The 23,488-nt window shown below is 73.6% G+C and carries 20 protein-coding genes; 7 read left to right on the top strand and 13 right to left on the bottom strand.

Annotated elements, in window-relative coordinates:
- The first annotated feature begins 52 nt into the window (after window positions 1-52).
- From ACIP4P_RS38350 to ACIP4P_RS38365, 4 genes are all read left to right on the top strand, one after another.
- A complete protein-coding gene (locus ACIP4P_RS38350) occupies window positions 53-1,312 on the top strand; it encodes a CaiB/BaiF CoA transferase family protein (protein ID WP_400927090.1) in 1,260 nt (419 codons plus the stop codon).
- A 2-nt stretch (window positions 1,313-1,314) separates the two neighbouring features.
- Window positions 1,315-2,457, top strand: coding sequence for an acyl-CoA dehydrogenase family protein (locus ACIP4P_RS38355; RefSeq protein ID WP_350514564.1), 1,143 nt, complete (start codon window positions 1,315-1,317; stop codon window positions 2,455-2,457).
- A gap of 159 nt (window positions 2,458-2,616) precedes the next feature.
- Entirely contained in the window at window positions 2,617-3,831 is a 1,215-nt protein-coding gene (locus tag ACIP4P_RS38360) for an acetyl-CoA C-acetyltransferase (RefSeq protein ID WP_400927094.1), read from the top strand.
- Window positions 3,832-3,870: 39 nt separating this feature from the next.
- A complete protein-coding gene (locus ACIP4P_RS38365) occupies window positions 3,871-6,087 on the top strand; it encodes a 3-hydroxyacyl-CoA dehydrogenase NAD-binding domain-containing protein (RefSeq protein WP_400927097.1) in 2,217 nt (738 codons plus the stop codon).
- Between the two features lie 91 nt (window positions 6,088-6,178).
- On the opposite strand, the gene ACIP4P_RS38370 is transcribed toward ACIP4P_RS38365, so the two are convergent.
- The 4 genes from ACIP4P_RS38370 to ACIP4P_RS38385 all read right to left on the bottom strand — a co-directional run bounded on the left by ACIP4P_RS38370 (window position 6,179) and on the right by ACIP4P_RS38385 (window position 10,721).
- Window positions 6,179-7,018: a MerR family transcriptional regulator gene (locus tag ACIP4P_RS38370; protein WP_400927272.1), complete on the bottom strand. Its 840-nt coding sequence runs from the start codon at window positions 7,016-7,018 to the stop codon at window positions 6,179-6,181.
- A gap of 215 nt (window positions 7,019-7,233) precedes the next feature.
- On the bottom strand, window positions 7,234-8,328 hold the full coding sequence (locus tag ACIP4P_RS38375; protein ID WP_400927100.1) for an isopenicillin N synthase family dioxygenase: 1,095 nt from the start codon (window positions 8,326-8,328) through the stop codon (window positions 7,234-7,236).
- A gap of 342 nt (window positions 8,329-8,670) precedes the next feature.
- Window positions 8,671-9,318, bottom strand: a complete 648-nt coding sequence (locus ACIP4P_RS38380; protein ID WP_350514560.1) for a response regulator transcription factor — start codon at window positions 9,316-9,318, stop codon at window positions 8,671-8,673.
- Window positions 9,270-10,721: a histidine kinase gene (locus ACIP4P_RS38385; protein WP_400927104.1), complete on the bottom strand. Its 1,452-nt coding sequence runs from the start codon at window positions 10,719-10,721 to the stop codon at window positions 9,270-9,272. The genes ACIP4P_RS38380 and ACIP4P_RS38385 overlap by 49 nt, the downstream gene beginning before the upstream one ends.
- Window positions 10,722-10,994: 273 nt before the next feature.
- Here ACIP4P_RS38385 and ACIP4P_RS38390 point away from each other — a divergent pair, with 273 nt between their 5' ends.
- Together ACIP4P_RS38390 and ACIP4P_RS38395 are read left to right on the top strand one after the other, a co-directional pair.
- A complete protein-coding gene (locus tag ACIP4P_RS38390; protein ID WP_400927107.1) occupies window positions 10,995-11,720 on the top strand; it encodes an ABC transporter ATP-binding protein in 726 nt (241 codons plus the stop codon).
- Window positions 11,717-14,101: an FtsX-like permease family protein gene (locus ACIP4P_RS38395; protein ID WP_400927110.1), complete on the top strand. Its 2,385-nt coding sequence runs from the start codon at window positions 11,717-11,719 to the stop codon at window positions 14,099-14,101. Before ACIP4P_RS38390 ends, ACIP4P_RS38395 begins: the two co-directional genes overlap by 4 nt.
- A gap of 165 nt (window positions 14,102-14,266) precedes the next feature.
- On the opposite strand, the gene ACIP4P_RS38400 is transcribed toward ACIP4P_RS38395, so the two are convergent.
- Together ACIP4P_RS38400 and ACIP4P_RS38405 are read right to left on the bottom strand one after the other, a co-directional pair.
- The gene (locus tag ACIP4P_RS38400) at window positions 14,267-15,028 is read right to left on the bottom strand and encodes a MerR family transcriptional regulator (RefSeq protein WP_400927113.1); all 762 of its coding nucleotides are present in this window, start codon (window positions 15,026-15,028) and stop codon (window positions 14,267-14,269) included.
- Window positions 15,029-15,230: 202 nt separating this feature from the next.
- The gene (locus tag ACIP4P_RS38405; protein WP_400927275.1) at window positions 15,231-16,202 is read right to left on the bottom strand and encodes a LysR family transcriptional regulator; all 972 of its coding nucleotides are present in this window, start codon (window positions 16,200-16,202) and stop codon (window positions 15,231-15,233) included.
- Between the two features lie 172 nt (window positions 16,203-16,374).
- On the opposite strand from ACIP4P_RS38405, the gene ACIP4P_RS38410 reads away from it, so the two are divergent.
- Window positions 16,375-17,826 carry an MFS transporter gene (locus tag ACIP4P_RS38410; RefSeq protein ID WP_400927116.1) on the top strand — a complete coding sequence of 484 codons (1,452 nt, stop codon included), beginning with the start codon at window positions 16,375-16,377 and terminating at the stop codon, window positions 17,824-17,826.
- Here the strand turns inward: ACIP4P_RS38410 and ACIP4P_RS38415 are convergent.
- From ACIP4P_RS38415 to ACIP4P_RS38445, 7 genes are all read right to left on the bottom strand, one after another.
- Window positions 17,741-18,121, bottom strand: a complete 381-nt coding sequence (locus tag ACIP4P_RS38415) for a hypothetical protein (RefSeq protein WP_350514554.1) — start codon at window positions 18,119-18,121, stop codon at window positions 17,741-17,743. The two genes, ACIP4P_RS38410 and ACIP4P_RS38415, sit on opposite strands and share 86 nt — an antisense overlap.
- 145 nt (window positions 18,122-18,266) lie before the next feature.
- Window positions 18,267-19,403: an SUKH-4 family immunity protein gene (locus ACIP4P_RS38420; protein WP_400927119.1), complete on the bottom strand. Its 1,137-nt coding sequence runs from the start codon at window positions 19,401-19,403 to the stop codon at window positions 18,267-18,269.
- A gap of 104 nt (window positions 19,404-19,507) precedes the next feature.
- Window positions 19,508-20,398, bottom strand: coding sequence for a hypothetical protein (locus tag ACIP4P_RS38425; RefSeq protein WP_400927122.1), 891 nt, complete (start codon window positions 20,396-20,398; stop codon window positions 19,508-19,510).
- A gap of 109 nt (window positions 20,399-20,507) precedes the next feature.
- Window positions 20,508-21,122 carry a DinB family protein gene (locus ACIP4P_RS38430; RefSeq protein ID WP_400927125.1) on the bottom strand — a complete coding sequence of 205 codons (615 nt, stop codon included), beginning with the start codon at window positions 21,120-21,122 and terminating at the stop codon, window positions 20,508-20,510.
- 126 nt (window positions 21,123-21,248) lie between these two features.
- Complete coding sequence (locus tag ACIP4P_RS38435) at window positions 21,249-21,821, bottom strand: dihydrofolate reductase family protein (RefSeq protein ID WP_400927128.1); 573 nt, start codon at window positions 21,819-21,821, stop codon at window positions 21,249-21,251.
- A gap of 96 nt (window positions 21,822-21,917) precedes the next feature.
- A complete protein-coding gene (locus tag ACIP4P_RS38440; protein ID WP_400927130.1) occupies window positions 21,918-22,655 on the bottom strand; it encodes an SRPBCC domain-containing protein in 738 nt (245 codons plus the stop codon).
- The gene (locus ACIP4P_RS38445) at window positions 22,652-23,308 is read right to left on the bottom strand and encodes an ArsR/SmtB family transcription factor (RefSeq protein ID WP_400927278.1); all 657 of its coding nucleotides are present in this window, start codon (window positions 23,306-23,308) and stop codon (window positions 22,652-22,654) included. Before ACIP4P_RS38445 ends, ACIP4P_RS38440 begins: the two co-directional genes overlap by 4 nt.
- Window positions 23,309-23,488 lie beyond the last annotated feature (180 nt).

Here is a 23,488-nt window from a genome sequence, read left to right on the forward strand (position 1 = left end):
CAGCTTTACTGTCAAACCCAGAAGGGTTCTGCGGCCAGTGCGTGACAGGCCAGTGCGTGACACGAGCGGTACGGCGGGGGGCTCCGGGCCGTTGGCGGGTGTGCGGGTGGTCGAGCTCGCCGGGATCGGGCCGGGGCCGTTCGCCGCGATGCTGCTGGGTGATCTCGGGGCGGACGTGGTGCGGGTGGACCGCCCGGACCCGTCCCCGCTGGGGACGGACCCGGCGTACGACCTCACCAACCGGAACAAGCGGTCGGTGCTGATCGACCTCAAGTCGCCCGAGGGGCCCGGCCTGGTGCTGGACCTGGTCGAGCGGGCCGACCTGCTGATCGAGGGCTACCGGCCGGGCGTCGCGGAGCGGCTCGGGGTCGGCCCGGAGGCGTGCCTGGCGCGCAATCCGGCGCTGGTGTACGGGCGGATGACCGGCTGGGGGCAGCAGGGGCCGCGGGCCGCGACCGCCGGACACGACCTCGGGTACGCGGCGGTGGCCGGGGTGCTCGGCCTGGTCGCCTCGCCGGGCGGGCCCGACGCCCCGCCCGGGATCCCGGCGAACCTGCTCGGCGACTACGCGGGCGGCTCGCTCTACCTGGTCGTCGGCCTGCTCGCCGGGCTGCACCACGCCCGGACCACCGGCACCGGCCAGGTGGTCGACGCCGCGATCGTGGACGGCGCGGCGCACCTCGGCAGCATGCTGTGGGGCCTGCTCGCGGCCGGTCACTGGCAGGACCGCCGGGGCGTCAACCTGCTGGACGGCGGTGCGCCCTTTTACGCGATCTACCGGGCCGCCGACGGCGGACACCTCGCGGTGGGCGCCCTGGAGCCCCGGTTCTACGCCGAGTTCGCCCGCCTGCTGGAGCTCGGCCCGGACGCCCCCGGCCAGTACGACCTCGCTCGCTGGTCCGAACTGCGCGCCCTGATCGCGGCCCGCTTCGCGACCCGGACGCGGGGCGAGTGGGAGGCGGTCTTCGCCGGTTCGGACGCCTGTGTGGAACCGGTGCTGACGATGCGTCAGGCTCCTGCCGACGCCCACCTGTCGGCGCGCGGCACGTACGTCGAGGCGGACGGGGTGACCCAACCCGCCCCCGCCCCGCGGTTCTCCGCCACCCCCGGTGCGCTGCGCCGCCCACCGGCCCGGCCCGGCGCGGACACCGCCGAGGTGGCCCGGGACTGGGGGGTCGCGTCCCTCGGTGCCCCGACGCCCCTCGACTCCGGCGTCGGCTCCGGCGCCAGCTCCGCTTCCGCTTCGGGCTCCGGTCCCGGCTCCGAACCAAGCGTCGATCCCATCAACTCCGCAGCCGAACCAGGGGAGTAGCGTTGCAGCGCGAGATCTTCACCGAGCAGCACGAGGACTTCCGGGCCACCGTGAAGGCCTTCCTCGCCAAGGAGGTGCTGCCGCACTACGACCGCTGGGAGAAGGCCGGCATCGTCGACCGCTCCGTGTGGCTGGCGGCCGGCCGGCAGGGCCTGCTCGGCCCCGCCGTGCCCGAGGAGTACGGCGGCGGCGGCGCCCCGGACTTCCGCTACGCCGCCGTACTGGCCGAGGAGTTCGCCCGGGCGGGCGCCTCCGGGTTGGCGATCGGGCTGCACAACGACATCATCGGCCCGTACCTCACCTCGCTCGCCACCGAGGAGCAGAAGCGCCGCTGGCTGCCCGGCTTCTGCAGCGGTGAGCTGATCACCGCGATCGCGATGACCGAGCCCGGCACCGGCTCCGACCTCCAGGGCATCCGCACCCAGGCGGTCGACCGGGGCGACCACTTCCTGCTCAACGGTGCCAAGACCTTCATCTCCAACGGCATCCTGGCGGACCTGGTCATCGTGGTCGCCCGGACCACCCCGGAGGGTGGCGCGCACGGGCTGAGCCTGCTCGCGGTCGAGCGCGGCACACCCGGCTTCGAGCGCGGCCGCAACCTGGACAAGATCGGCCAGAAGGCCCAGGACACCGCCGAGTTGTTCTTCGAGGACGTGCGGGTCCCGAAGGAGAACCTGCTCGGCGAGCTCAACGGCGGCTTCGTCCACCTGATGCAGAACCTCGCCCAGGAGCGGCTGACCATCGCCGCCGCGGCGATCGCCGGTGCCGAGTACCTGGTCGAGATCACCACCGACTACGTCAAGCAGCGCGAGGCCTTCGGCCGCCCGCTGGCCAAGCTCCAGCACGTCCGCTTCGAGATCGCCGAGCTGGCCACCGAGTGCGCGATCACCCGGACCTTCGTGGACCGCTGCATCACCGAGCACAACCGCTACGCGCTCACCCCGGCCGACGCCTCGATGGCCAAGTGGTGGGCCACCGAACTGCAGAAGCGCACCGCCGACCGGTGCCTCCAACTCCACGGCGGTTACGGGTACATGAGCGAGTTCCCGGTCGCCCGGGCGTTCACCGACGGCCGCATCCAGACGATCTACGGCGGCACCACCGAGATCATGAAGGAGATCGTCGGCCGCTCCATCCTGGGCTGATCCCCGGCGCCGAGCCGCTGAGCCCCGGCGCCGAACTGCCGAGCCCCGGTGCCGAACTGCCGAGTCGCCGAGCCCCGGCGCCGAGCCGCCCCGCTGCGCGTCGCCCCCCTGCGAAGGTGCCCCGCCCCGCCCGCCCTCTCCTCGAAAGGCACTCCCATCGTGACCACCGAAGCGTACGTCTACGACGCGATCCGCACCCCGCGCGGCCGCGGCAAGGCCACCGGCTCGCTGCACGGCACCAAGCCGATCGACCTGGTCGTCGGCCTGATCCACGAAGTGCGCCGCCGCTACCCCGAGTTGGACCCGGCCGCGATCGACGACATCGTGCTCGGCGTGGTCAGCCCGATCGGCGACCAGGGCTCCGACATCGCCCGGATCGCCGCCATCGCGGCCGGTCTGCCCGACACCGTGGCCGGCGTCCAGGAGAACCGCTTCTGCGCCTCCGGCCTGGAGGCCGTCAACCTGGCCGCCGCCAAGGTCCGTTCGGGCTGGGAGGACCTGATCCTGGCCGGCGGCGTGGAGTCGATGTCCCGGGTCAAGATGGCCTCTGACGGCGGCGCCTGGTTCGCCGACCCGATGACCTCCTTCGCGACCGACTTCGCCCCGCAGGGCATCGGCGCCGACCTGATCGCCACCCTCGGCGGCTTCTCCCGCACCGACGTGGACGCCTTCGCCGCCGAGTCCCAGGCCCGTGCCGCCAAGGCCCAGGCGGACGGCCTGTTCGACCGCTCGGTGGTCCCGGTGCGCGACCGCAACGGCCTGGTCGTGCTGGAGCGCGACGAGTTCATCCGCCCCGGCACCACCGTGGAGACCCTGGCGGGCCTCAAGCCCTCCTTCGCCGCGATCGGCGAGGCCGGCGGCTTCGACGCCGTCGCCCTGCAGAAGTACCACTGGGTGGAGGCCATCGACCACGTCCACCACGCGGGCAACTCCTCCGGCATCGTGGACGGCGCCGCGCTGGTCGCGATCGGCAACCGCGAGGTCGGCGAGCGGTACGGGCTGCGTCCGCGCGCCCGGATCGTCTCCGCCGCCGTCTCCGGCTCCGAGCCGACCATCATGCTCACCGGTCCCGCCCCGGCCACCCGCAAGGCGCTGGCCAAGGCCGGACTCACCGCGGCCGACATCGACCTGGTCGAGATCAACGAGGCCTTCGCGGCGGTCGCCCTGCGCTTCATCGGCGAACTCGGCTTCCGGCACGACCAGGTGAACGTCAACGGCGGTGCGATCGCCCTCGGCCACCCGCTCGGCGCCACCGGCGCGATGCTGCTCGGCACCGTCGTGGACGAGCTGGAGCGGCGCGACCTGCGGTACGGCCTGATCACCCTGTGCGTGGGCGGCGGCATGGGCGTCGCCACCATCGTCGAGCGCGTCTGACTCCCCTCCCGCCCCGGTAGACCTGGAGACCTTGAACTCATGAGCGACACCACCACCATCCGCTGGGAGCAGGACCAGGACGGCGTGGTCACCCTCGTCCTCGACAATCCCGGCCAGTCCGTCAACACCATGAACGAGGCCTTCACGGCCGACCTGGAGGCCGTGGTCGAGCGGCTGGCGGGCGTGGCCGCCGCCGGGGCGCTGCGCGGCGTGGTGATCACCTCCGCGAAGAAGACCTTCCTCGCCGGCGGCGACCTGCGGATGCTCCTCGCCGCACGCCCCGAGCACGCCGAGGTCGTCTTCGAGAAGTCCATGCGGATCAAGCGCGCGCTGCGCACGCTGGAGACCCTCGGCAAGCCGGTCGTCGCCGCCGTCAACGGCAGCGCGCTCGGCGGCGGCCTGGAGATCGCCCTCGCCTGCCACCACCGGATCGCGCTGTCCACCCCCGACAGCAGGATCGGCCTTCCCGAGGTCACCCTCGGCATGCTGCCGGGCGGTGGCGGCGTGGTCCGCACCGTGCGGCTGTTCGGCATCACCGACGCCCTGCTGAAGTTCCTGCTGGAGGGCCGCCGGTACAGCCCCGCGCGGGCGCTGGAGCACGGGCTGGTGCACGAACTCGTCGACACCCAGGAGGAGTTGATCGCCCGGGCGAAGGCCTGGATCGAGGCCAACCCGACCGCCGTCCAGCCCTGGGACGTCGCCGGCTACAAGATCCCCGGCGGCACCCCCGCCACCCCGGCCTTCGCCGCCAACCTGCCCGCCTTCCCGGCCAACCTGCGCAAGCAGCTGAACGGCGCCCCCTACCCGGCCCCGCGCAACGTGCTGGCCGCGGCCGTGGAGAGCAGCCAGGTCGACGTCGACACCGCGATGGTGATCGAGGCCCGCTACTTCACCGAGCTGGCCTGCGGGCAGACCGGCAAGAACATGATCCAGGGCCTGTTCTTCGACATGCAGGCCGTCAACTCCGGTGCCGGGCGCCCCAAGGACGTCGAGCAGCGGACGGTCCGCAAGGTCGCCGTGCTCGGTGCCGGGATGATGGGCGCCGGCATCGCCTACGCCTGTGCCCGGGCCGGCATCGAGGTGGTGCTCAAGGACGTCAGCGCCGAGGCCGCCGAGCGCGGAAAGGCCTACTCCGAGGGGCTATTGGACAAGGCCGTCGCCCGCGGCCGCTCCACCGAGGCCGAGCGGGACGCCCTGCTCGCCCGGATCACCCCCACCGGCGAGGCCGCCGACCTGGCCGGCTGCGACGCGGTGATCGAGGCCGTCTTCGAGAACACCGAGCTCAAGCACAAGGTGTTCCAGGAGATCGAGGGCGTGGTCGCCCCCGACGCGCTGCTCTGCTCCAACACCTCCACCCTGCCGATCGGGGTGCTCGCCGAAGGCGTGCAGCGCACCGGCGACTTCATCGGGCTGCACTTCTTCTCGCCGGTCGACAAGATGCGCCTGGTCGAGATCATCCGCGGCCCGCAGACCGGCGACGAGGCGCTCGCCCGCGCCTTCGACCTGGTCCGGCAGATCGACCGGACGCCGATCGTGGTCAACGACTCGCGCGGCTTCTTCACCTCGCGGGTGATCGGCCAGTTCCTCAACGAGGGCGTCGCCATGGTCGGCGAGGGCATCCACCCGGCCTCGATCGAGCAGGCCGCCGCCCAGGCCGGCTACCCCGCCAAGGTGCTCTCCCTGATGGACGAGCTCACCCTCACCCTGCCGCGCAAGATCCGCGACGAGTACCGGCGCGCGGTCGAGGCCACCGGCGGCACCTGGACCCCGCACCCGGCGGACGCGGTGGTGGACCGGATGGTCGACGAGTTCGGCCGCCCTGGCCGCAGCGGCGGCGCGGGCTTCTACGAGTACGGCGAGGACGGGCGGCGCGGGCGGCTCTGGCCGGGACTGCTGGAGCACTTCTCCGGCGCGGCCGGCTCCGGCGATCCCGCGGTCGACCCCTCGAAGGTTCCGTTCGAGGTCCCGTTCGAGGACCTCAAGGAGCGGATGCTGTTCAGCGAGGCGCTCGACTCGGTGCGCTGCTTGGAGGAGGGCGTGCTGACCTCGGTCGCCGACGCCAACGTGGGCTCGATCCTCGGCATCGGTTTCCCGGCCTGGACGGGCGGGGTGTTCCAGTACATCAACGGGTACGAGGGCGGCCCGGCCGGCTTCGTGGCCCGCGCCCGGGAACTCGCCGCCGCGTACGGCGAGCGCTTCGCCCCGCCGGCGCTGCTGGAGCGGGTCGCGGCGGAGGGGCGGACCTTCACCGACTGACGACCGCCGACTGACGACCGCCGGCGGGCGATCGTTGCCGGTCGGGATGAGCGGGGTGGGGTCGGGTCGCCACGGCCCGGCCCCACCCCGCTCACCCGTCCCGCTTCCCCGGCTCGTCCGGTCCCTCGCTCGACTCCGCTCCGAACTCCTCGCCCAACTCCTCCCGGAGCGACCGCTGGAAGGCGGTGACCAGGGCTTGGGCCACCATCGGCTGGATGTGGTCGGTCAGTTCCTTCATCCGGGCCAGCTCCGCCGGGTCCGGTGCGCTCTCCCGGTACGGCTTCCACACCGTCTCCCGGAACAGCCGCTGCAACTCCCGTGCCGTCGCCCGGCTGTGCTCCAGCACCACCGCGCGGGCGGCCAACAGCGTCTCCAACGGGATCGGCACGTCCAGGATCCGCACGCCCAGCGGCAGCAGGCCCGGGTCCGCCCGGAACACCTCCGGGTCGGCCGTCCGCTCCAAGGCGCCCATCGCGACCAGGTGTTCCACCTGCTCCTCCGACAGCCCCCGGCCGGCCCGCCTTTCGACCTGCGCCCGGCCCATCTCCTCGGCCGCCTCCGGGGTCCAGGACGCCACCAGTGCCCGGTGGATCGCCAGACCCAGCGGCGTGCTGTCCTCCGGCAGCCGGGCCAGGTACCGCTCGATCGCGGCCAGCGTCAGCCCCTGCCGCTGCAACTCCTCGATCAGCCCCAGCCGGTCCAGGTGTTCCGCCCCGTACAGGCCCACCCGCCGCGGCCCCAGCTCCGGCGGCGGCAGCAGCCCTTTGGTCCCGTAGAACCGGACGGTCCGCACCGTCACCCCGGCCCGCGCCGCCAACTCGTCCACCGTCAGCCGCACTTCGCCCACCCCGGAGCCGTGCTTCCCCACTTGCCGCCTCCCGCGCCGGGACACTACTGCTGTGACAGCAGTAGTGTGACAGCGCTCCGCGATCAGGTCCATCGATCGGTGCGACGGCCAAGGCTTCTCCACCACTCCACCACGCGGCCCGCCAGGGCCCGGTTCCGGAACCACGGGCCCGTCACGACGTCCTGGCCGCCCGACCCGGCATACGCCCCTGAGGTGCCGGAACGGCCGAACCGGCACGCCCCCATGTGTCGGGGTGCGTGCCGGTTCGGCCGTCGCGGGTTTCCGGGCGGGCCCTGGGCTCAGGCGGCCGCAGGCCCGGCGAGGGCGGCGTGGTGGCGGCGGGTGACCTCGGGGTGGGCCCGGGTGTAGCCCTTCCACTCGTTGAAGCCGAAGTCGGCGAAGAGCGGGTTGGCCGGGTCCTCGGTGGCGCCGGGGGCGTGGTGGGCGAGCGGGAAGTCGAGCGGCTCGATGTGAGCGTCCAGGCGGGGGTTGTAGAAGAACGGGACGGAGTAGCGCTCGCGGGCTCCGGCCGGGCTGACCACGCGGTGGTTGGTGGCCTTGAGGTAGCCGTCGGTGGCCACCTCCAGCAGCTCGCCGAGGTTGACCACGAAGGCGCCGTCGAGCGGCGGGACGTCCAGGAAGGTGCCGTCCGGGCGCTCGACCTGGAGGCCGCCGACGGTGTCCTGGAGGAGCAGGGTGATGAAGCCGTAGTCCTTGTGGACGCCGACGCCCTGGCCGGCGCCGTCCGGGGCGGTGCCGGGGTAGCGGACCAGCTTCAGCCGCAGGTGGGGGTGGCCCGCGAAGGCGTCGTCGTAGAAGTCGGGGCGGGCGCCGATCGCGGCGAGGAGCTCGTGCAGCAGGCGGCGGGCGACCGAACCGAGGTGGTCGATCCAGCCGAGGGCGGCGGTGCGCAGCTCGGGGAGCGCGGTCGGCCACTGGTTGGGGCCCTCCAGCCACCAGTACGGGGGCTCGCCGCTGTCGGGGGTGTGCGGGGGCAGCTCGGCGCCGATGTCCAGCTGGTCGCGCCAGTCCTGGTTGCCGCCGGTGAGCTCGTCGCCGGTGCGGGTGTAGCCACGGTAGTGCGGGGAGTTGAGGTTGCTCACGGAGAGTCGGTCGGCCTCGGGGAGGGCGAAGAAGGCGCGCATGGCTCCGGTGAGGGCAGCCGTCTCCTCGGGGGTGATGCCGTGGCCGACGAGCTGGAAGAAGCCGACGCCGGTGGCCGCGGCGCGGAGTTCGTCGTGCAGCCGGCGGCGGTCCTCCAGGCTGCGGTCGGCGAGCGAGAGGTCGATCACCGGAAGGGACTCGGGAAGGGCCTGGGGAAGGTCCCCCGGGAGCGCTTCCGGGGTGGAGCCGGTTCCGGATACGGGTGCGTACTGGTGCGTCATGTGTGACATCCGCTGGTCTCGTCCCGGCTGGTTCCGGTGGTCGACCGGGGACGGACGGAGGCGCCGCCTGGTGCGGCGGGGTGCTCTCCGGTAGCCGGGAGGTGGCGGCGGCCGCTCGGGGCCGCCGTGAGGGTGGGTGGCGCGAGGTTCAGCCGGAGCGTCGACAGGACATGGTCGTCACGCGGAGCAGGTCCACGTGGCGGCGGCGAACAAGGATGAGCACCTCATCAGCCTAAATGACCCGTTCGGCGGCAGGCGAGCCCCTCGCGGCGGAGTGATATCCCTCACTTGTTCGAGGCCTGTCAATTTGGGTGGTTGCCCAGGTGGGCCTTCGGCAGTCGGCGACCCTTTTCAGGCGTTGTTGAGGTAGGCCAGGACGGCCAGGACGCGGCGGTTGTCGTCGTCGGAGGGCTGGAGGTCGAGGCGGACGAAGATCGAGGCGGTGTGCTTGGCGACCGCTCGTTCGGTGATCACCAGCTGCTGGGCGATCGCCGCGTTCGAACGGCCCTCGGCCATCAGTCCCAGTACCTGGCGCTCGCGCGGGGAGAGGGTGGAGACCGGACCGGCCGAGGAGTTGTGGGTGAGCAGCCGGGTGATCACCTCCGGGTCCATCGCGGTACCGCCCTGGGCGACCCGCCGGACGGCGTCGAGGAACTGCGTGCCGTCCAGCACGCGGTCCTTGAGCAGGTAGCCGATCCCGCCGGAGCTGCCGGCCAGCAGCTCACGGGCGTAGAGCTGCTCCACGAACTGCGAGAGCACCAGCACCGGCAGGCCCGGGTGGGCCTGCCGGGCCGCCAGCGCCGCGCGCAGCCCCTCGTCCGTGAAGCTCGGTGGCAGCCGCACGTCGACCACCGCGATGTCGGGACGGTCGGCGGCCACCGCGGCGAGCAGCTGCTCGCCGTTCTCGACCGCTGCGGTGACCTTCATGCCGTTGGCCTCCAGCAGCCGGGTCAGCCCGTCCCGGAGGAGGAAGAGGTCTTCGGCGATGACAACGCGCACGGGATCTCCAGGTTCACGATGGTCGGACCACCGGACGGGCTGCTGATCGCGAGCACTCCGTCGAAGGCGGCCAGTCTGCGTTCGGTTCCGCTGAGGCCGGTGCCCCGGGACGGGTCCGCGCCTCCGCGCCCGTCGTCGGTCACCGATATCCGCAGCAGCCCGTCACTGTGCCCTATCTCGATCCAGATGTGCGAGGCCTCGGCGTGCTTCACCGCGTTGGCCAGGAGCTCGCTCACCGCGAAGTAGGCGGCCGACTCCACCGGAGCCGGCGCCCGGCCGGGCAGGCCGCCGGTGAAGGTGACCGGCAGTGGCAGGTCCAGTGCCGTCGCGTGGACCGCGTCGGCCAGGCCGCGGTCGGCCAGCACCGGCGGGTGGATGCCCCGGATCAAGTCCCGCAGTTCGCTCAACGCCTTCACCGAGGAGGTCCTGGCCTCGGCGAGCAGCGGCCCGAGGGCCTCCGGGTCGTGCTTCATCTGCTCGGCGACGGTCAGCAGCATCCCCAGGGCCACCAGCCGGGCCTGCGCCCCGTCGTGGAGGTCCCGCTCGATCCGGCGCAGTTCGGCCGCCCCGGCATCGATGGTGTCCGCCCGGGTGCGTGCCAGATGGCTGATCCGGTGGGCGAGTTCGGCCTGTCGGGAGGGGCCGAGCAGGGACCGGGCGGCCTTCTCGTGCAGCCGCAGGACGGGCGGGGCGGCCCACAGGATCGCGAACGGCGCCGCCCAGACGCCCATGCCGTAGACGAGCACCAGCGGGAAGAGCAGCCCGTTCCGGCCGAAGACCTCCAGGGCGAGCGGGGTCAGCACCACGATCGCGGCCGTGAACAGCACGGCGAGGCCGGTGAGGAGCGTCCAGGCGAGGTCCCGCCAGGTGGCCGGGTCGGTCAGCCAGCCGCCGGACCGCAACCGGTGCCAGGAGCCGGCCGGGTCGGCCGGGCGGCGGTACGGCACCGGGACCGGCTGCCCGCTCCACCGGCCGACGAGCCGTCGGCTCTCGGTGGCGATCCAGCGCGTCCCGAACAGCCCGAGCACCAGCAGGGAGGGGGCCAGCCAGAGCGAGACGGACCGGTTGCCGGGCGCGGCGCCGCCGTACAGGTGGGTGGCCGTCACCGCGAGCGCGCCCGGGGCGAACAGCACGGCCCCGACCGCCCGGCCACCGCCGCCGGTGGCCCAGCACAGCGCCCAGAGGGCGACCGGGCCCAGCGGCACCAGCAGGATCAACGGCCCGCCCAACCCGAACTGTTGCGACTCGTCGGGGCCGAAGAGCGCGGCGCCCACCAGGACCGGCCCGGCCAGCAGCGAGATCAGCCCCGTCACGGCCAACGTCACCGCGTACCAGGCGCGTACGCCGTCCGCACAGGCCCGGCCCACCCGCCGGACCGCCTGGTCGATCACTCCTGCCCCCATGTCGCACCCCCTCCGTTCCGAGCCCCCCGTTCAGGGCCCTGAGCCTGACCGCCGGAGCCCCGCGGGCCCCGGTTCCGATCTTTCGCTGGGTCAGTCTGCCCCGCCTGGAAGCCCGATGCTCTAGGCCTGAACACCCAGTTCGGGGTGTATCTGGATACACCTCCAGGACGCCGCTTAGACGGCTGTCCGCCCCCGGTCGCGGATTCGTAGCGTGATGTTCCGTCAGCCGGACCGGGTCCCTCCCGGTGCCGGACCCAGAACCGTGGAGGGCCCGTGAGCGCGCCGATCATCAGGATCCGTGGCGTCAGCAAGACGTACGACGGATCCGACGCAGCCCGTCCCGCCCTGGCCGGGCTCGACCTGGAGGTGCGGGCCGGCGAGGCGTTGGCCGTGCTCGGCCGCTCGGGCAGTGGCAAGTCCACCCTGCTGAACCTGATCGCCGGCCTCGACCGCCCGAGCGAGGGCGGCGTCGAGGTGGACGGCGTGGCCGTGCACGAGCTGGGCGAGGCCGCGCTGGCCGAGTACCGGCGGAAGCGGATCGGCATGGTGTTCCAGTTCTTCAACCTGCTGGACGACCTGAACGTGGAGGACAACGTGCTGCTCCCGGCCCAGCTGGCCGGGATGCGCCGGGACGAGGCCCGGGCCCGGGCCTCGGAACTGCTGGAGCGGCTCGGGGTGGCCCGGCACGCCGGGTCCTTCCCCGGTCGGCTCTCCGGCGGCGAGCGCCAACGCGTCGCGGTGGCCCGCGCCTTGATGAACCGTCCGCCGCTGCTGCTGGCCGACGAGCCGACCGGAGCGCTGGACACCGCCTCCGCGGCCGACGTCCGCGACCTGCTCCGCCGGCTCAACGCGGAGGGTCAGACGATCCTGCTGGTCACCCATGACACCGCGCTCGCCGAGGCCTGCGCCGACCGGACGATCGAACTGCTCGACGGCCGGCTGGTGCGGGACACGGCGGCGGTGCCGGCGGCCGGTGGCCGGAGCGGGGTGGGCGCATGAGTGCGATGGGAAAGGTGGTCCGGGCCGGGGTCGGCCGCAAGCGGGTGCAGACCCTGGTCATGGTGCTCACCACGATGATGTCCGTGACGGCCTGCATCCTCGCGCTGGGGCTGGTGGTCGCCGCCCAGGCCCCGTACGAGCGCTCGTTCACCGAGCAGCACGGCGCGCACCTCAACGTGCTGTACGACCCGACCAGGGCGAGCCCCGCCCAACTCGCCGCGGCCGCGCACGCACCGGGGGTGACGGCCTCGGTCGGGCCCTACCCGGCGGTCACCCTCCAACCGCGGTCCGGCCCGGACACCAAGATCCCGCCGCCCGGCAGCCCGCTGCCGCCGATGACGCTGGTCGGCCGCGCCCAGGTCGGCCCGATGGACGACCTGCGGATCACCATGGGCCGCTGGATCGCGGGCCCCGGCGAGGTGGTCTTCCTGGACGGGCACTCCCCGCTGGCGGTCGGGGACAGCGCGCAGTTCCCGGACCTGCCCGGGCACCCGACGCTCAAGGTCGTCGGCCTGGCCGCCTCCGTCTCCTGGAGCGCGGACGGCTGGGTCGCCCCGGAGCAGGTGGCCGGGCTGACCGCGCCGGGCACGGCGCCCGCCGCCCAGTACCTCTACCGCTTCGCCCACGCCGCGAGCGATGCCGACGTGGACTCCGACAGCGCGGCGATCGCCGCCGCCGTGCCGAGCGGTGCGGTCGTCAAGGCGACCACCAACCGGCCCGCCCGGGAGGAGGCCAACCGGACGGCCTCGACCTTCGTCCCGTTCGTCACGGCCTTCGGGGTGCTCGGCCTGGCCATGTCGGTGCTGATCATCGGTGTGGTGGTGAGCGGCGCGGTGAGCGCCGCCACCCGGCGGATCGGCATCCTCAAGTCGCTGGGCTTCACCCCGGCCCAGGTGGCCCGGGCCTACGTCGGCCAGGCGCTGATCCCGGCCGGGGTCGGCACCGCACTCGGGGTGTTGGGGGGCAACCTGTTCGCCGTGCCGGTGCTCGGCATGGCGCACAAGGCCCTGCGCGGAGGGCTGCTCGGCATCCCGCTCTGGGTGGACGCGGTGGTCGCGGTGGCGGCCCTGGGCGCGGTAACCGGCACCGCGCTGGTCCCGGCGCTGCGGGCCGGGCGGCTGCGCACGGTGGAGGCGCTCGCGGTCGGCCGGACGGCGCCGGGCGCCAAGCGGGCGGCCGCCGGGGCCGGCCGGGCCGGAGCGGCGGGCCTGCCGGCCCGGCTGCAGAACCTGATCGGCCGACTCCCGCTGCCACGCGCCTTCAGCCTCGGGCTGGCGTCCCCGCTGAACCGGCCCGGCCGCTCGGCGACCACGGCCGCCGCGGTGGTGCTCGGCACGATCGGGGTCACCCTCTGCGTCGGGCTGACGCTCTCGCTGGGCCTGTTCCAGCAGGGCCTGTCGGCCGATCGCGGGGGCAAGGTCGTGGTCCAGGCGCCGATCGACGGCGACAAGGCCGTCGACCACGTGGACGAGGCGGCGGTGCGGAAGGCGATCGAGTCCCGCCCAGGCACCCGGGCCTGGTACAGCAGCGTGCCGACCCCGGTCGCCGTCGCGGGGAACACCGGGCGCTCCCAGGTGGTCGCCTACAGCGGCGACGCCTCCTGGAGCGGCTTCCAACTGGTCAAGGGCCGCTGGTTCCACGGCCCCGGCGAGGTGGCGGTCAGCGCGGCCTTCCTACGGGCCAACCAGGCCAAGGTCGGTGACACCGTCACCCTGACCGACCACGGGCACAGTACCCCGGCGAAGATCAGCGATGAGGTCCTGACCGTGGAGGACGTGGTGTTCCTGGACCGGGCCTCGCTGGAGCCGCTCGGCGGCCCGATCCACGCCGAGGCGCTCTCCTTCCACATCGACCTCACCCCGGGCACCGACGCGAAGGCCTACGCCGACGGGCTGGACGCGGCGGTGGAGCCGATGGGGCTGAGCGCGGACCCCGGCGAGGACCACCTCAACATCGTGGTGCTGGCGATGAACACCCTGGCCGTCACGCTCACACTGCTGCTCGCCGTGGTGGCGGGGCTGGGCGTGCTCAACACGGTGCTGCTGGACACCCGGGAGCGGGTGCACGACCTCGGGGTGTTCAAGGCACTGGGGATGTCGCCCCGCCAGACCATCGGCATGGTGCTCACCTCGGTCTGCGGCAGCGGACTGGTGGCCGGGTTGGTCGGAGTCCCGATCGGGATCGCGGTGCACCACCTGGTGATGCCGGCGATGGCCGAGGCCGCCGGGCTCGGAGTGCCGGATCAGGACCTCACCGTGTTCTCCCCGACGGTGGTGGGGCCGCTGATACTCGGCGGCCTGGTGCTGGCCCTGCTCGGCGCGCTCCTGCCCGCCACCTGGGCCGCCCGCACCCGCACGGTGACGGCGCTGCGGACGGAGTGAAGGAGAGGAGCCGGAGGGGAGCCGCCGGGAAGTCGGCGGGGAGCGGAGGGGTGCGGCCGGGTGTGGCCGGGAGTGCCGGGGGAGGAGGCCGGAGGCTCCCCCGCGGCCCCCGGTCCCGCCCCCGCTGCTCCCGGCCCTGCCCGGCCCCGCCCCGCCGACTCCGGTTCAGGAGAGCCGGGCCGCCGCGTACGCCTCCATGGCGGCGCGCTGGTAGGCGGCCAGCCCCGGGGCGATGGCCTCGTACGCGGCGCTCCACTGTTCGTTCTCCGTGCACGAGCGCGCGATGGCGAGGTACTCCTCCACCGGGACGGTGCGGAGGCCGCTGAGCAGCTGGTACTCCTCGTCGATCATGTGCTGCGTCGGCTCGGCGTCGGCCGACTGGCCGGACGCCATCAGCTCCGCCAGACGGACCATCCGTGCGGTCCGCTCACGCTGGCCGGCCTCGATCTCGGCCGGGGTCATCCCGGCGGTCGCCCGCCGGGCGGCCTCGGCCTGCTCGGGGAAGTCACGCAGGCTGAAGTCGATCTCGGTGGGCTGGATGCCCTCGAAGAGGTTCTCGGGTCGGTTGATGCTGGTCATGGGAGTGCCGTCCTTCCGGGAGCGTTCCAGGTCGGCGATCGTGCGCGAGACGGTGGCGGCCAGGGCGTCGATCCGGTCGCGTTCGGCGACCAGTCGGCGGTGGTGGCTCCGCAGGGACTCCAGTTCGTCCACCTGGTCCCCGAGGATCCGGGAGATCTCGGCCAGCCCCACGCCCAGTGCCCGCAGGACGAGGATCTGCTGCAGCTGCAGCAACTGCCGCTCCTCGTAGTAGCGGTGGCCGTTGGAGCCGATCCGGGCCGGGGGCAGGAGACCGATCTCGTCGTAGTGCCGCAGGGTCCGGGCGGTCACGCCCGACATCCGGGCGACTTCTGCGATCGGCCAGGCCATTGCGCTCTCCTTCTCCCGGGCCGTCCATCGACGCGCGGTGTCGCTCGACGGGCCGGTTCCTCCGGCCCTGGTCACGACGGTAGAAGCTGCCGCTGCGGCAGCTTCAAGTCCGCAGCGGCGGTGCAGGTGTTCCCCGGACCGCCGCCCATGGTCCGCACTCCTTCTCTCCCGCCCCTTGCCTTTGCCGTCCCCTGTACGGGCGCTAACCCGCCGCCCGCGAGGGTGGGCGCACCGGAGAACGCATCCCGGAGGAATCCACAACTCCCCGTCCCAGGAGGACCGATGGAGTCTCCGCCGCCTCCGCCGCCCCCGCCGCCGACCGCAGCGCGGCCACCAGGGCCGCGAGCACCGGCTGCCCCCATGCCCCCTCCCGCACCGCCGCGTGCAGCGTCCGCACCGGCTCCGGTCCGCGCACCCGGCGCACCGTGACCCCGGGGTGCCGCTGGGCCAGGCCCAGCTCCGGCAGCAGCGACACGCCCAGTCCCGCCGCGACGAAGCCCTGTGCGGTCAGGTAGTCCGCGCCGTCCACCGCGATCGCCGGACGGAACCCGGCCGCGTCGCAGGCCTCGTGCACGAGGCTCCGGCAGGGGCCGGGCGGTTCGGCGCCCACCCAGGGCTCGTCCGCGAGCTCGGTCAGCTCCAGGACGCGCCGCGCGGCCAGCCGGTGTCCCCGGGGCAGCACGGCGCGGTACGGATCGTCGTGCAGGTGCACCAGCCGTAGGCCGGTCGGGGCCGTCTCCTCGGACCGGAACACCACCGCGAGGTCCGCCCGGCCGTCCTGCACCTCGCCGAGCGGGTCCGCCGGGTCGGTCAGCCCGAGGTCGAGCCGTACACCCGGGTACTCCCGGCGGAAGAGTGCGACGGCCGGGGCGACCAGGGCGGCGCCGGCGGTGGCGAAGTAGCGGACGGTCAGGCTGCCGCTGCGCCCGGCCCGCAGGTCGGCCAGGGCCGCGCCCGCCTCGGCGACCTGCCGGTCGATGGCGGCCGCGTGGCCGGCCAGCAGCAGCCCGGCGGCGGTCGGCCGCACCCCGCGCCCGATCCGCTCCAGCAGGGCCGTCCCGGTCTCCCGCTCCAGCGTCGCGACCTGCTGGCTGACGGCGGACGGGGTGTAGCCGAGCGCTCCGGCGGCGGCGCTCACCGAACCGTGGTCGACCACGGCGCGCAGGACCTGCATCCGGCGGACGTCGAGCGAGGCATTCATGCAGCGCAGCTTAAAGGTCGTGAAGAACTTTTCGCTTGTGCTACCTGATCATGTCGCGCGACCGTCATCAGGCACCTCCCCGTCACCCACCGGCGACCACCACCGCCCACCTGCGCCCGTCACCCACCAGCGACCGAAACGGACCATGCGCCCCGACTCCCTCTGGCGGATCCCCGACTTCCGCACCCTCTTCACCGCCACCGCCCTCACCCAGCTCGGCACCAACGTCGGCTACGTCGCCGTCCCCCTGGTCGCCGTCGCCGCCCTCGACGCGGGCCCGGGGCAGGCCGGCCTGCTCGCCACCCTGAGCACCCTCGCCTTCCTGCTCATCGGCCTGCCCGCCGGAGCCTGGGTCGACCGGATGCGCCACCGCCGCGTCCTGATCGTCGCCGACCTGGTGAAGGCCCTGCTCTACGCCTCCGTCCCGCTCGCCTGGTGGCTGGGCGGCCTCACCCTCGGGCAGCTGTACGCGGTCGCGCTGCTCACCGGCGCCGCCACGGTGTTCTTCGACGTCGGCTCGCAGAGCGTGCTGCCCGGCCTGGTCGGCCGCCGGCACCTGGTGGACGCGAACGCCGCCGTGGTCGGCCTGATGGCGGTCGGCAACGTCGCCGGCCGCGGCGCGGGCGGGATGCTGGTCCAGCTGCTCGGCGCGCCATCGGCGATCGTGGTGACCGCGCTCAGCCACCTCGGCTCGGCCCTGCGCCTGACCACGCTGCATCCAGCCCCTCCCGCCACCACCCCTCCCGCCACCACCCCTCCCGCCACCACCCCTCCCGCCACCACCGCTCCCGCCACCGCCGCTCCCGCCACCGCCGCTCCCGCGACCGCCGGAACCGCTCCCACCGCCGGCCTCGGACCCCAGATTGCCGAGGGCCTGCGGCACGTCCTCGGCAACCCGCGGCTGCGTGCACTGGCCGCCACCGCGGCCCTCAACAACCTCGGCTCGCAGCTGGTCAACACCCTGCTCCCGGTGCTGTTCGTGCGGGAACTGCATCTCCCCGCCTCGGCGTTGGGCCTGTTCTGGGCGGCCGGCGGGGTCGGCATCCTGCTCGGTTCGCGCTGCGCCCGCCCGGTCTCCGCCCGGCTCGGCGACGGTCGCACCCTCGCCCTGGCGGGCCTGTGCGCGGCGCCCGCCGGGCTGCTGGTGCCGTTGATCGACGGCGGGCCGTGGCTGCTGCCGGCCGGGGCGGGCTGGCTGCTGGTCTCGCTCAAGACCGGCATGGACAACGTGCTCGGGGTGAGTCTGCGCCAGCGGATGACCCCTGATCCGCTGCTCGGCCGGATGAACGCGACCTTCCGCTTCCTGCTGACCGGCGCGCTCGCGATCGGTTCGGCGCTCTCCGGGCTGCTCGGCGAACTCCTCGGCGTGCGGACCACGCTCTGGTTCGGCGGGGCGGTCCTCGCCACGGCCTTCCTGCCGGTCTACCTCTCCCCGCTGCGGGCGCGCACCGGCCGTCGCCCACCGGCACCGACGGCACCACCAGCACCGACGGAGGCGGTCGGCCGCCCGGCTACCGCCCCGGACCGAGGCCGTGCCCCGGCTGCCAGTCCAGCCCCGGGTTCGGGCGCGGACGGAGGGTGCGCACCAGTGAGCTGACCGACCAGACCACCACCGTCAGCAGCCCGTAGAACAGCAGCAGCGCCCAGAACGGGGTGGTGGACAGGCTCTGGTCCTCGAACCGGCACCAGGCGTCCGGCGGCAGCCAGGACGCCCCGGTCTCCAGCAGCCGCCCGCCGCCCGACACCAGTCCGCGCTCGCAGCGCTGCCCGTAGTCCAGCGACCGTACGTACAGCAGGCCGTACACCGTGCCGGCCGAGGCGAGGGAGAGGACGGCGCTGATGCCGAGGAGCATCGCCCGTCTTCGTCCGGCCGCCGTACGGATGTTCGTCACCGGGGCAGCGTACCGGCGCGACGGCCCCGACCGGGCGTGGATCAAGACCCGCCCAGATGTGGATCAAGCACTCCACCCGCCCCCGGATCACCCGGCCAGGACTGCCCACCCCAGGACTGCCCGCCCCGGAACCACCCGCCCCGCGTCACCCGAGCAGCCCGCCCATGTGCCCGTCCTCCGCGAGCAGCCGCCAGGAGCGGCCGGGCGAGGCGAAGGCCTCCGGGTCGACGCCCTCGACCAGCCGGTCCACCACGGTGCTCAGCAGCGACTGCGGGTCGAACACCGCCCAGGTGTCCCGGCCCCGGCCGTAGTCCCAGCGGTCCCATTCGGCGCGCAGCCGCTCGTACGTCCACAGCGCGTAGAGCAGGGCGGACAGGTCGCGGTTCAGGTAGGCCTCGGGCTGGCCGTCGTCGTACCAGTCGGGCAGTTCGAGTCGGCCGGTGGTGCCGTCCAGGGCGATGGTGAGGTCGGTGGGCCAGTCCCCGAGGGCGAGGAAGTCCCGCTGGTACGGGCGCTCCTCCTCGCCGTCGAAGTACTCCGGGTACGCCTCCGCCATGGTGACCAGCGGCTCCTCGCACACCCCGAACATCGCCCCGCCGAGCGGTAGCCCGACCTCGGTGAGCAGCTGCCGGGTCGGCTCGTGCACCAGGGTGGCGGGCAGCGCCTCCGGCCGGAACCGGTGCACCAGGCCCTCGCCGCCGTCCTCGTCGGTCAGTGCCGCGAGTTCGGCCACCAGTTCCCCGCCGACCTGGTACGCGGGCCCGTCCGGGCCGCCGGGCAGCGCGCCCCAGCCCAGGGCCCGCACCAGCAGCGCCGTCCCCCAGTGCGCGGGCGCGGCACCGGGCCGGAACAGCCCGGGGTCGATCTCCCGCAGCCGCCGTTCGGCCTCCGCCATCACCTCGGCCACCACCGCGGGCCCGCGCCGTCCGTCCCGCGCCTCCGGGTGCCGGGCCGCCTCGCCGACCGCCTCGACCTCCCGTACCAGCGCGGCCAGCGTGGCGAGGTCGGTGGCCAGCGGGTCCCGCAGGGGGCCGCCGTTGCCCAGGGACACCTCACCGGTGCCGCCGTCCAGCAGCACCAGGTTGCCGACAGCGGCGAACGGGGTGCAGTAGTCGGTCTCCCCGAGGACGTAGAGCCGCTCGGGACCGTCAGTCGGGAAGGCCCGCAGCGTCCCGCCGTCGAGCGTCCCGAAGTCCAGGAACGCCCCGGTAGTCGGCAACCCCTCCCGCACCAGGAACTCCCGGCTCCCCTCGTGCACCACCCCGCCCGGCAGTCCGGCCACCCGCACACACCCCACGTGCCCCGCCTTTCACGGTTCCGCCCCTCGATCCACCAGACCCTAGCGGGCCGACCCGACAGCGCCACGGGGGTTTCACCGGCGGACGCCTACGGCAGCGGTACGTCGTCCACGTTCCACCGCTCCGGCAGGTCCGCGTCGCAGAACACGCAGACGTGGTGCCCCTCCCGGACGATGCCGCAGCGCCCGCACCCGGGGCAGCGGCGGAACACCACCGGGTCGGTGAAGCCGCCGGGGTGCGGCAGCGCGAGCCGGTCGAGGGCGGCGGCGACGGCGGGCCAGGAGGCGACGTCCGGGCAGTAGCCGGTGGACAGGTTGCCGACCGTTCCGACCTCCCAGCCCCCGCCCGGTCTCCCACCCCCGGCGCCCCCGCCGCCGCCCCCGCTGCCGTCCGACCGTCGGAACCCGATCTCCCCGGCGCTCAGCACCAACTCCCCACCCGCGCAGGCCACGTGCTCACTGCGGCGCGGGGCGAGCCGGAGCGCCCCGCCCAGGTCGACGGTGAAGGTGAACGGCTCCGCGAGCTCCGCCGCCGTCCGCGCCGCCGCCCAGTCGGCGAACTCCCCCTCGGTCCTGACCAGTTGGCCGCCGGGGCTTCCGAGGTCCACCGCCCACTCCCACAACTCCGGCGGGCCCACGTACCGGTACGCCCGCCCGAAGCCCGCCTCGACCTCGGCCGCGACGCCCCGCTCGGCGAGTCGCGCCCGCCGCCACGCCATCTCGACGGCCGTCCCGGTCAGGCCGAACTCCCTCAGCTCGTCCAATAGTTGACGCGCCAGCCCGAGTGTCACGCCGGGTTCCTCCCGCAGTACGCGCAGCGCCGCCACCGGATCGCCGAGCGGTCCCGGGAGCCGCAGCCGGGCCGGGCCGTGGGCGGTCAGCAGGGCCGTGCGCCCCTCCGCCGGCATCGCCTCCGGGCCCGAGTAGTCGCATGCGGTCAGCTGGCAGGACGGGCAGTGGCGCTCGTCGTACCAGCGCAACTCCGTGCCGTGTTCCAGGAATTGCCCGATGCTCCGGACGGCGGCGCCCCCGCAGCACTCGCACCGGACGGTCGTCCGGACCCCCTGCTCCGTGCCCGGCGTCCCCACCTCAGGCGAGCCCGCCGGCCCGTCGGGCGGCCTGCTCCACCCGGTCGTGGTGCGTTTGCCACCAACTCGGTTCGCCGGGAGCCATGTTGGCTCCGTCGGACCGCTGGCCGACGGCGCCGTCGATGAGTTCGCGGACCAGGTCGGCGTGGCCTGCGTGCCGGTGGGTCTCGGCGATCAGGTGGACCAGCACCCGGTGCAGGGTCTGCTTCGGGCGGTCGCCGAAGGGGAGTTCGCCGATCGCGTCCAGCGGCAGCGCCTCGATGGTGGCGTCCGAGTGGGCCCAGACCCGGCGGTAGCGCCCGAGGATCTCCTCGGTGCTCTCGTCCGCGCGGGCCCACAGGTCGCCGTTCGGTTCGTCGGTGCCGATGAACCAGAGCGGGGTCGGTTCGGGGAAGGGCCGTCCGAAGGTCTCGCCGAGGTACAGCGCCTCGGCCCCGGTGACGTGCTTGACCAGCCCCAACAGGTTGGTGCCGGTGGGTGTGAGCGGTCGCCGGAGGTCGTACTCGGAGAGGCCGTCCAGCTTCCACACCAGGGCGTCGCGGGCGTCCTGGATGTAGATCCGCAGGTCGTTCTTGTCGTCGTCCGCCGTCACGTTCCTCGTCGCGTTCGTCGTCATGGGACCAGTGTGTTGACCTGCGTGGACCTGTCCACCGGTTTTGATCGCCGACGGACGGTCAGGTACCCGACCACAGCTGCCCGGCACCGGTCGGCGGACCGGTGTCGGGCGGCGAAGCGACGCCGGTCAGCGGACGACGTCGAAGATCTGCTTCTGCAGGCCGTTGGAGTAGACCTCGTGCTCGACCAGGGTCAGCTTCTGGGTGTCCTTGTCCGTGCTGCTGAACAGCCGCTTGCCGGCGCCGAGCAGGAGGGGGTAGACGAGCAGGTGGTAGCGGTCGATCAGGCCGGCGTCCGAGAGGCTGTGGTTCAGGTCGGCGCTGCCGTGGAGGATGATCGGGCCGCCCTCGCCCTCCTTCAGGGCGGCGACCTGGTCGAGCGAGCGCAGGATGGTCGTCTCACCCCAGTTCGGGACCAGGTCGTCCTCGGCGAGGGTGGTGGAGACGACGTACTTCGGCAGCGTCTTGTAGCGGGCGAACTCGGCCATGTCCGGCCACACCGGGCTGAAGGCCTGGTAGCTGACCCGCCCCATCAGCATGGCGGCGGCCTCCTCCTGCTCCCTCCCCTTGATCTCGTAGGCCGCGGGGACGAACTCGACGTTCTTGAAGGTCCAGCCGGAGTTCCGGTAGCCGGGTTCGCCGCCGGGGGCCTCCATGACGCCGTCGAGCGAGATGAAGGCGGTGCTGATCAGGGTGCGCATGGGTGGTTCCTCTTTCGTGGGTCCGTGCGGTCGGGGGAAGACGGAGGGAGGCGGAGGGAGACGGGGAAGGCGGAGGAAGGCGGAGGGGGCGGGGTGTCAGGCGAGGAGCGCGGTCAGCCAACGCTGCCAGGCCGCTTCGGCGTCCTCCGGTGCCGCGCCGAAGAGGTGATGGAACATCAGCGCCATGCCCCTGCCGTGGTGGAAGGTGAGGAGGGCGTCGGCGGTGCGGATCCCGAAGCACTCGTCGTCCACGCGGACCACCTCGCCGTCCAGCGGCGGCAGCCCGGCCGGCTCGGCGTGGGCCCGGGCGCCCACGGTGACCGGGAGCGGCAGCGACAGGGCCCGGGCGAGGACGGCCCGGACCTCCGGACCCGGCCGCTCGGGGGCCGGGGCGGCGGCGAAGACCGGAGTGCCGGTGCGTCCCGGGAAGTGGGTGAGGTACTCGCGGAGGGTGTGCAGGTGGAACGGCCAGCCGCGGCGCAGCGCGTCGTACTCGTCCTGCCAGTCGTCGCCGAGCAGGCCGCTGTGGACGACGCGGAGCACGGTGCTGCCGCCGTCCCGTCCCTCGATCAGGTACTCGAAGGCCATGAACCGGCCGTCCTCGGCGGTGGTGGTACGGGTGGCCAGACGCTTGCCCGGTTCGTAGGCGGTGACGAGGGCCTGTGTGCGGTGGCCCCCGGTCTCCATGACGAGGGTCCCGCCCTCGCGCGGGTCGAGTTCGTTGCGTCCCATGAACCAGGAGTCGATGCCCGGTCCGGTGGCGATCGCCTCCCAGACCTGTTCCGGGCTCGCGGGGAGGATCGTCTCCAGCTCGATCTCGAACGGGTGGGTCATGTCCGGTCCTCCTGAACGGGCGCGGGGGTGGCGGTGGGTGTGGGGGCGGTGGCGGCCTCGGTGCCGGGCTGTGCCGCCGAGGGGATCTGGTGCAGCCCGACCACCACCCGGTGGCTGCGCCCCCCGGGCGCCGACTCGTCGTGGTAGCGGCTGACCAGGGTGGCCACGCTCCGGGCCAGTTCCTCGGCGAAGGCCGTCCGGTCGGCCGCGGAGGCGAACCGCACCTGGGCGTCGATGCCGAAGCTGGCGACCCGCCGTTGGGCACGGGCGGCGCCGGTCAGCAGGGCGCCGACCTCCTGGACCAGCCGGGCGCCGAGGGCCAGCAGCCAGCGGGCGGAGAGCTGGTCGGGCGAGCGGGAGGGGTCCGGGCTCACGGCGGCCAGGGCGCTGGGGGAGATCACGTAGGAGGCGGCGGTGGCGCGGTACACCCGTTCGGTCACATTGCCCTTGCGCCGTTCCTCGGCGAGTTCGACGAGTCCGTGCCGTTCCAGCTCCTTCAGGTGGTAGTTGACCTTCTGCCGGGGGAGCCCCAGGCGGGTGGCCAGCATGGCGGCCGAGCCGGGCTCGGCGAGGGAGGCGAGGATCCGGGACCGTATCGGGTCCAGGGAGGCCTCGGCTGCGGCGGGTTCTTCGATCACGGCGACGTCCAGCACCGTTCCAGCATTCAACCGACAAGAAAAATTGTCAAGGAAAAAAGTCTTGTCGGTAGCCCGACGGCGGCCTGGCGGGATGGCGTGCGGGCGGCCCCGATGACGGCTCCGGCGGCGGCCCCGATGGCGGCGCCGGGGCGGTCCGATCGGCCGAACGGCATCGCCCGTTCGGCGCATCCGACA

It is taken from the genome of Kitasatospora sp. NPDC089509 (assembly GCF_044749365.1).
In the GTDB taxonomy this organism is placed as follows: domain Bacteria; phylum Actinomycetota; class Actinomycetes; order Streptomycetales; family Streptomycetaceae; genus Kitasatospora.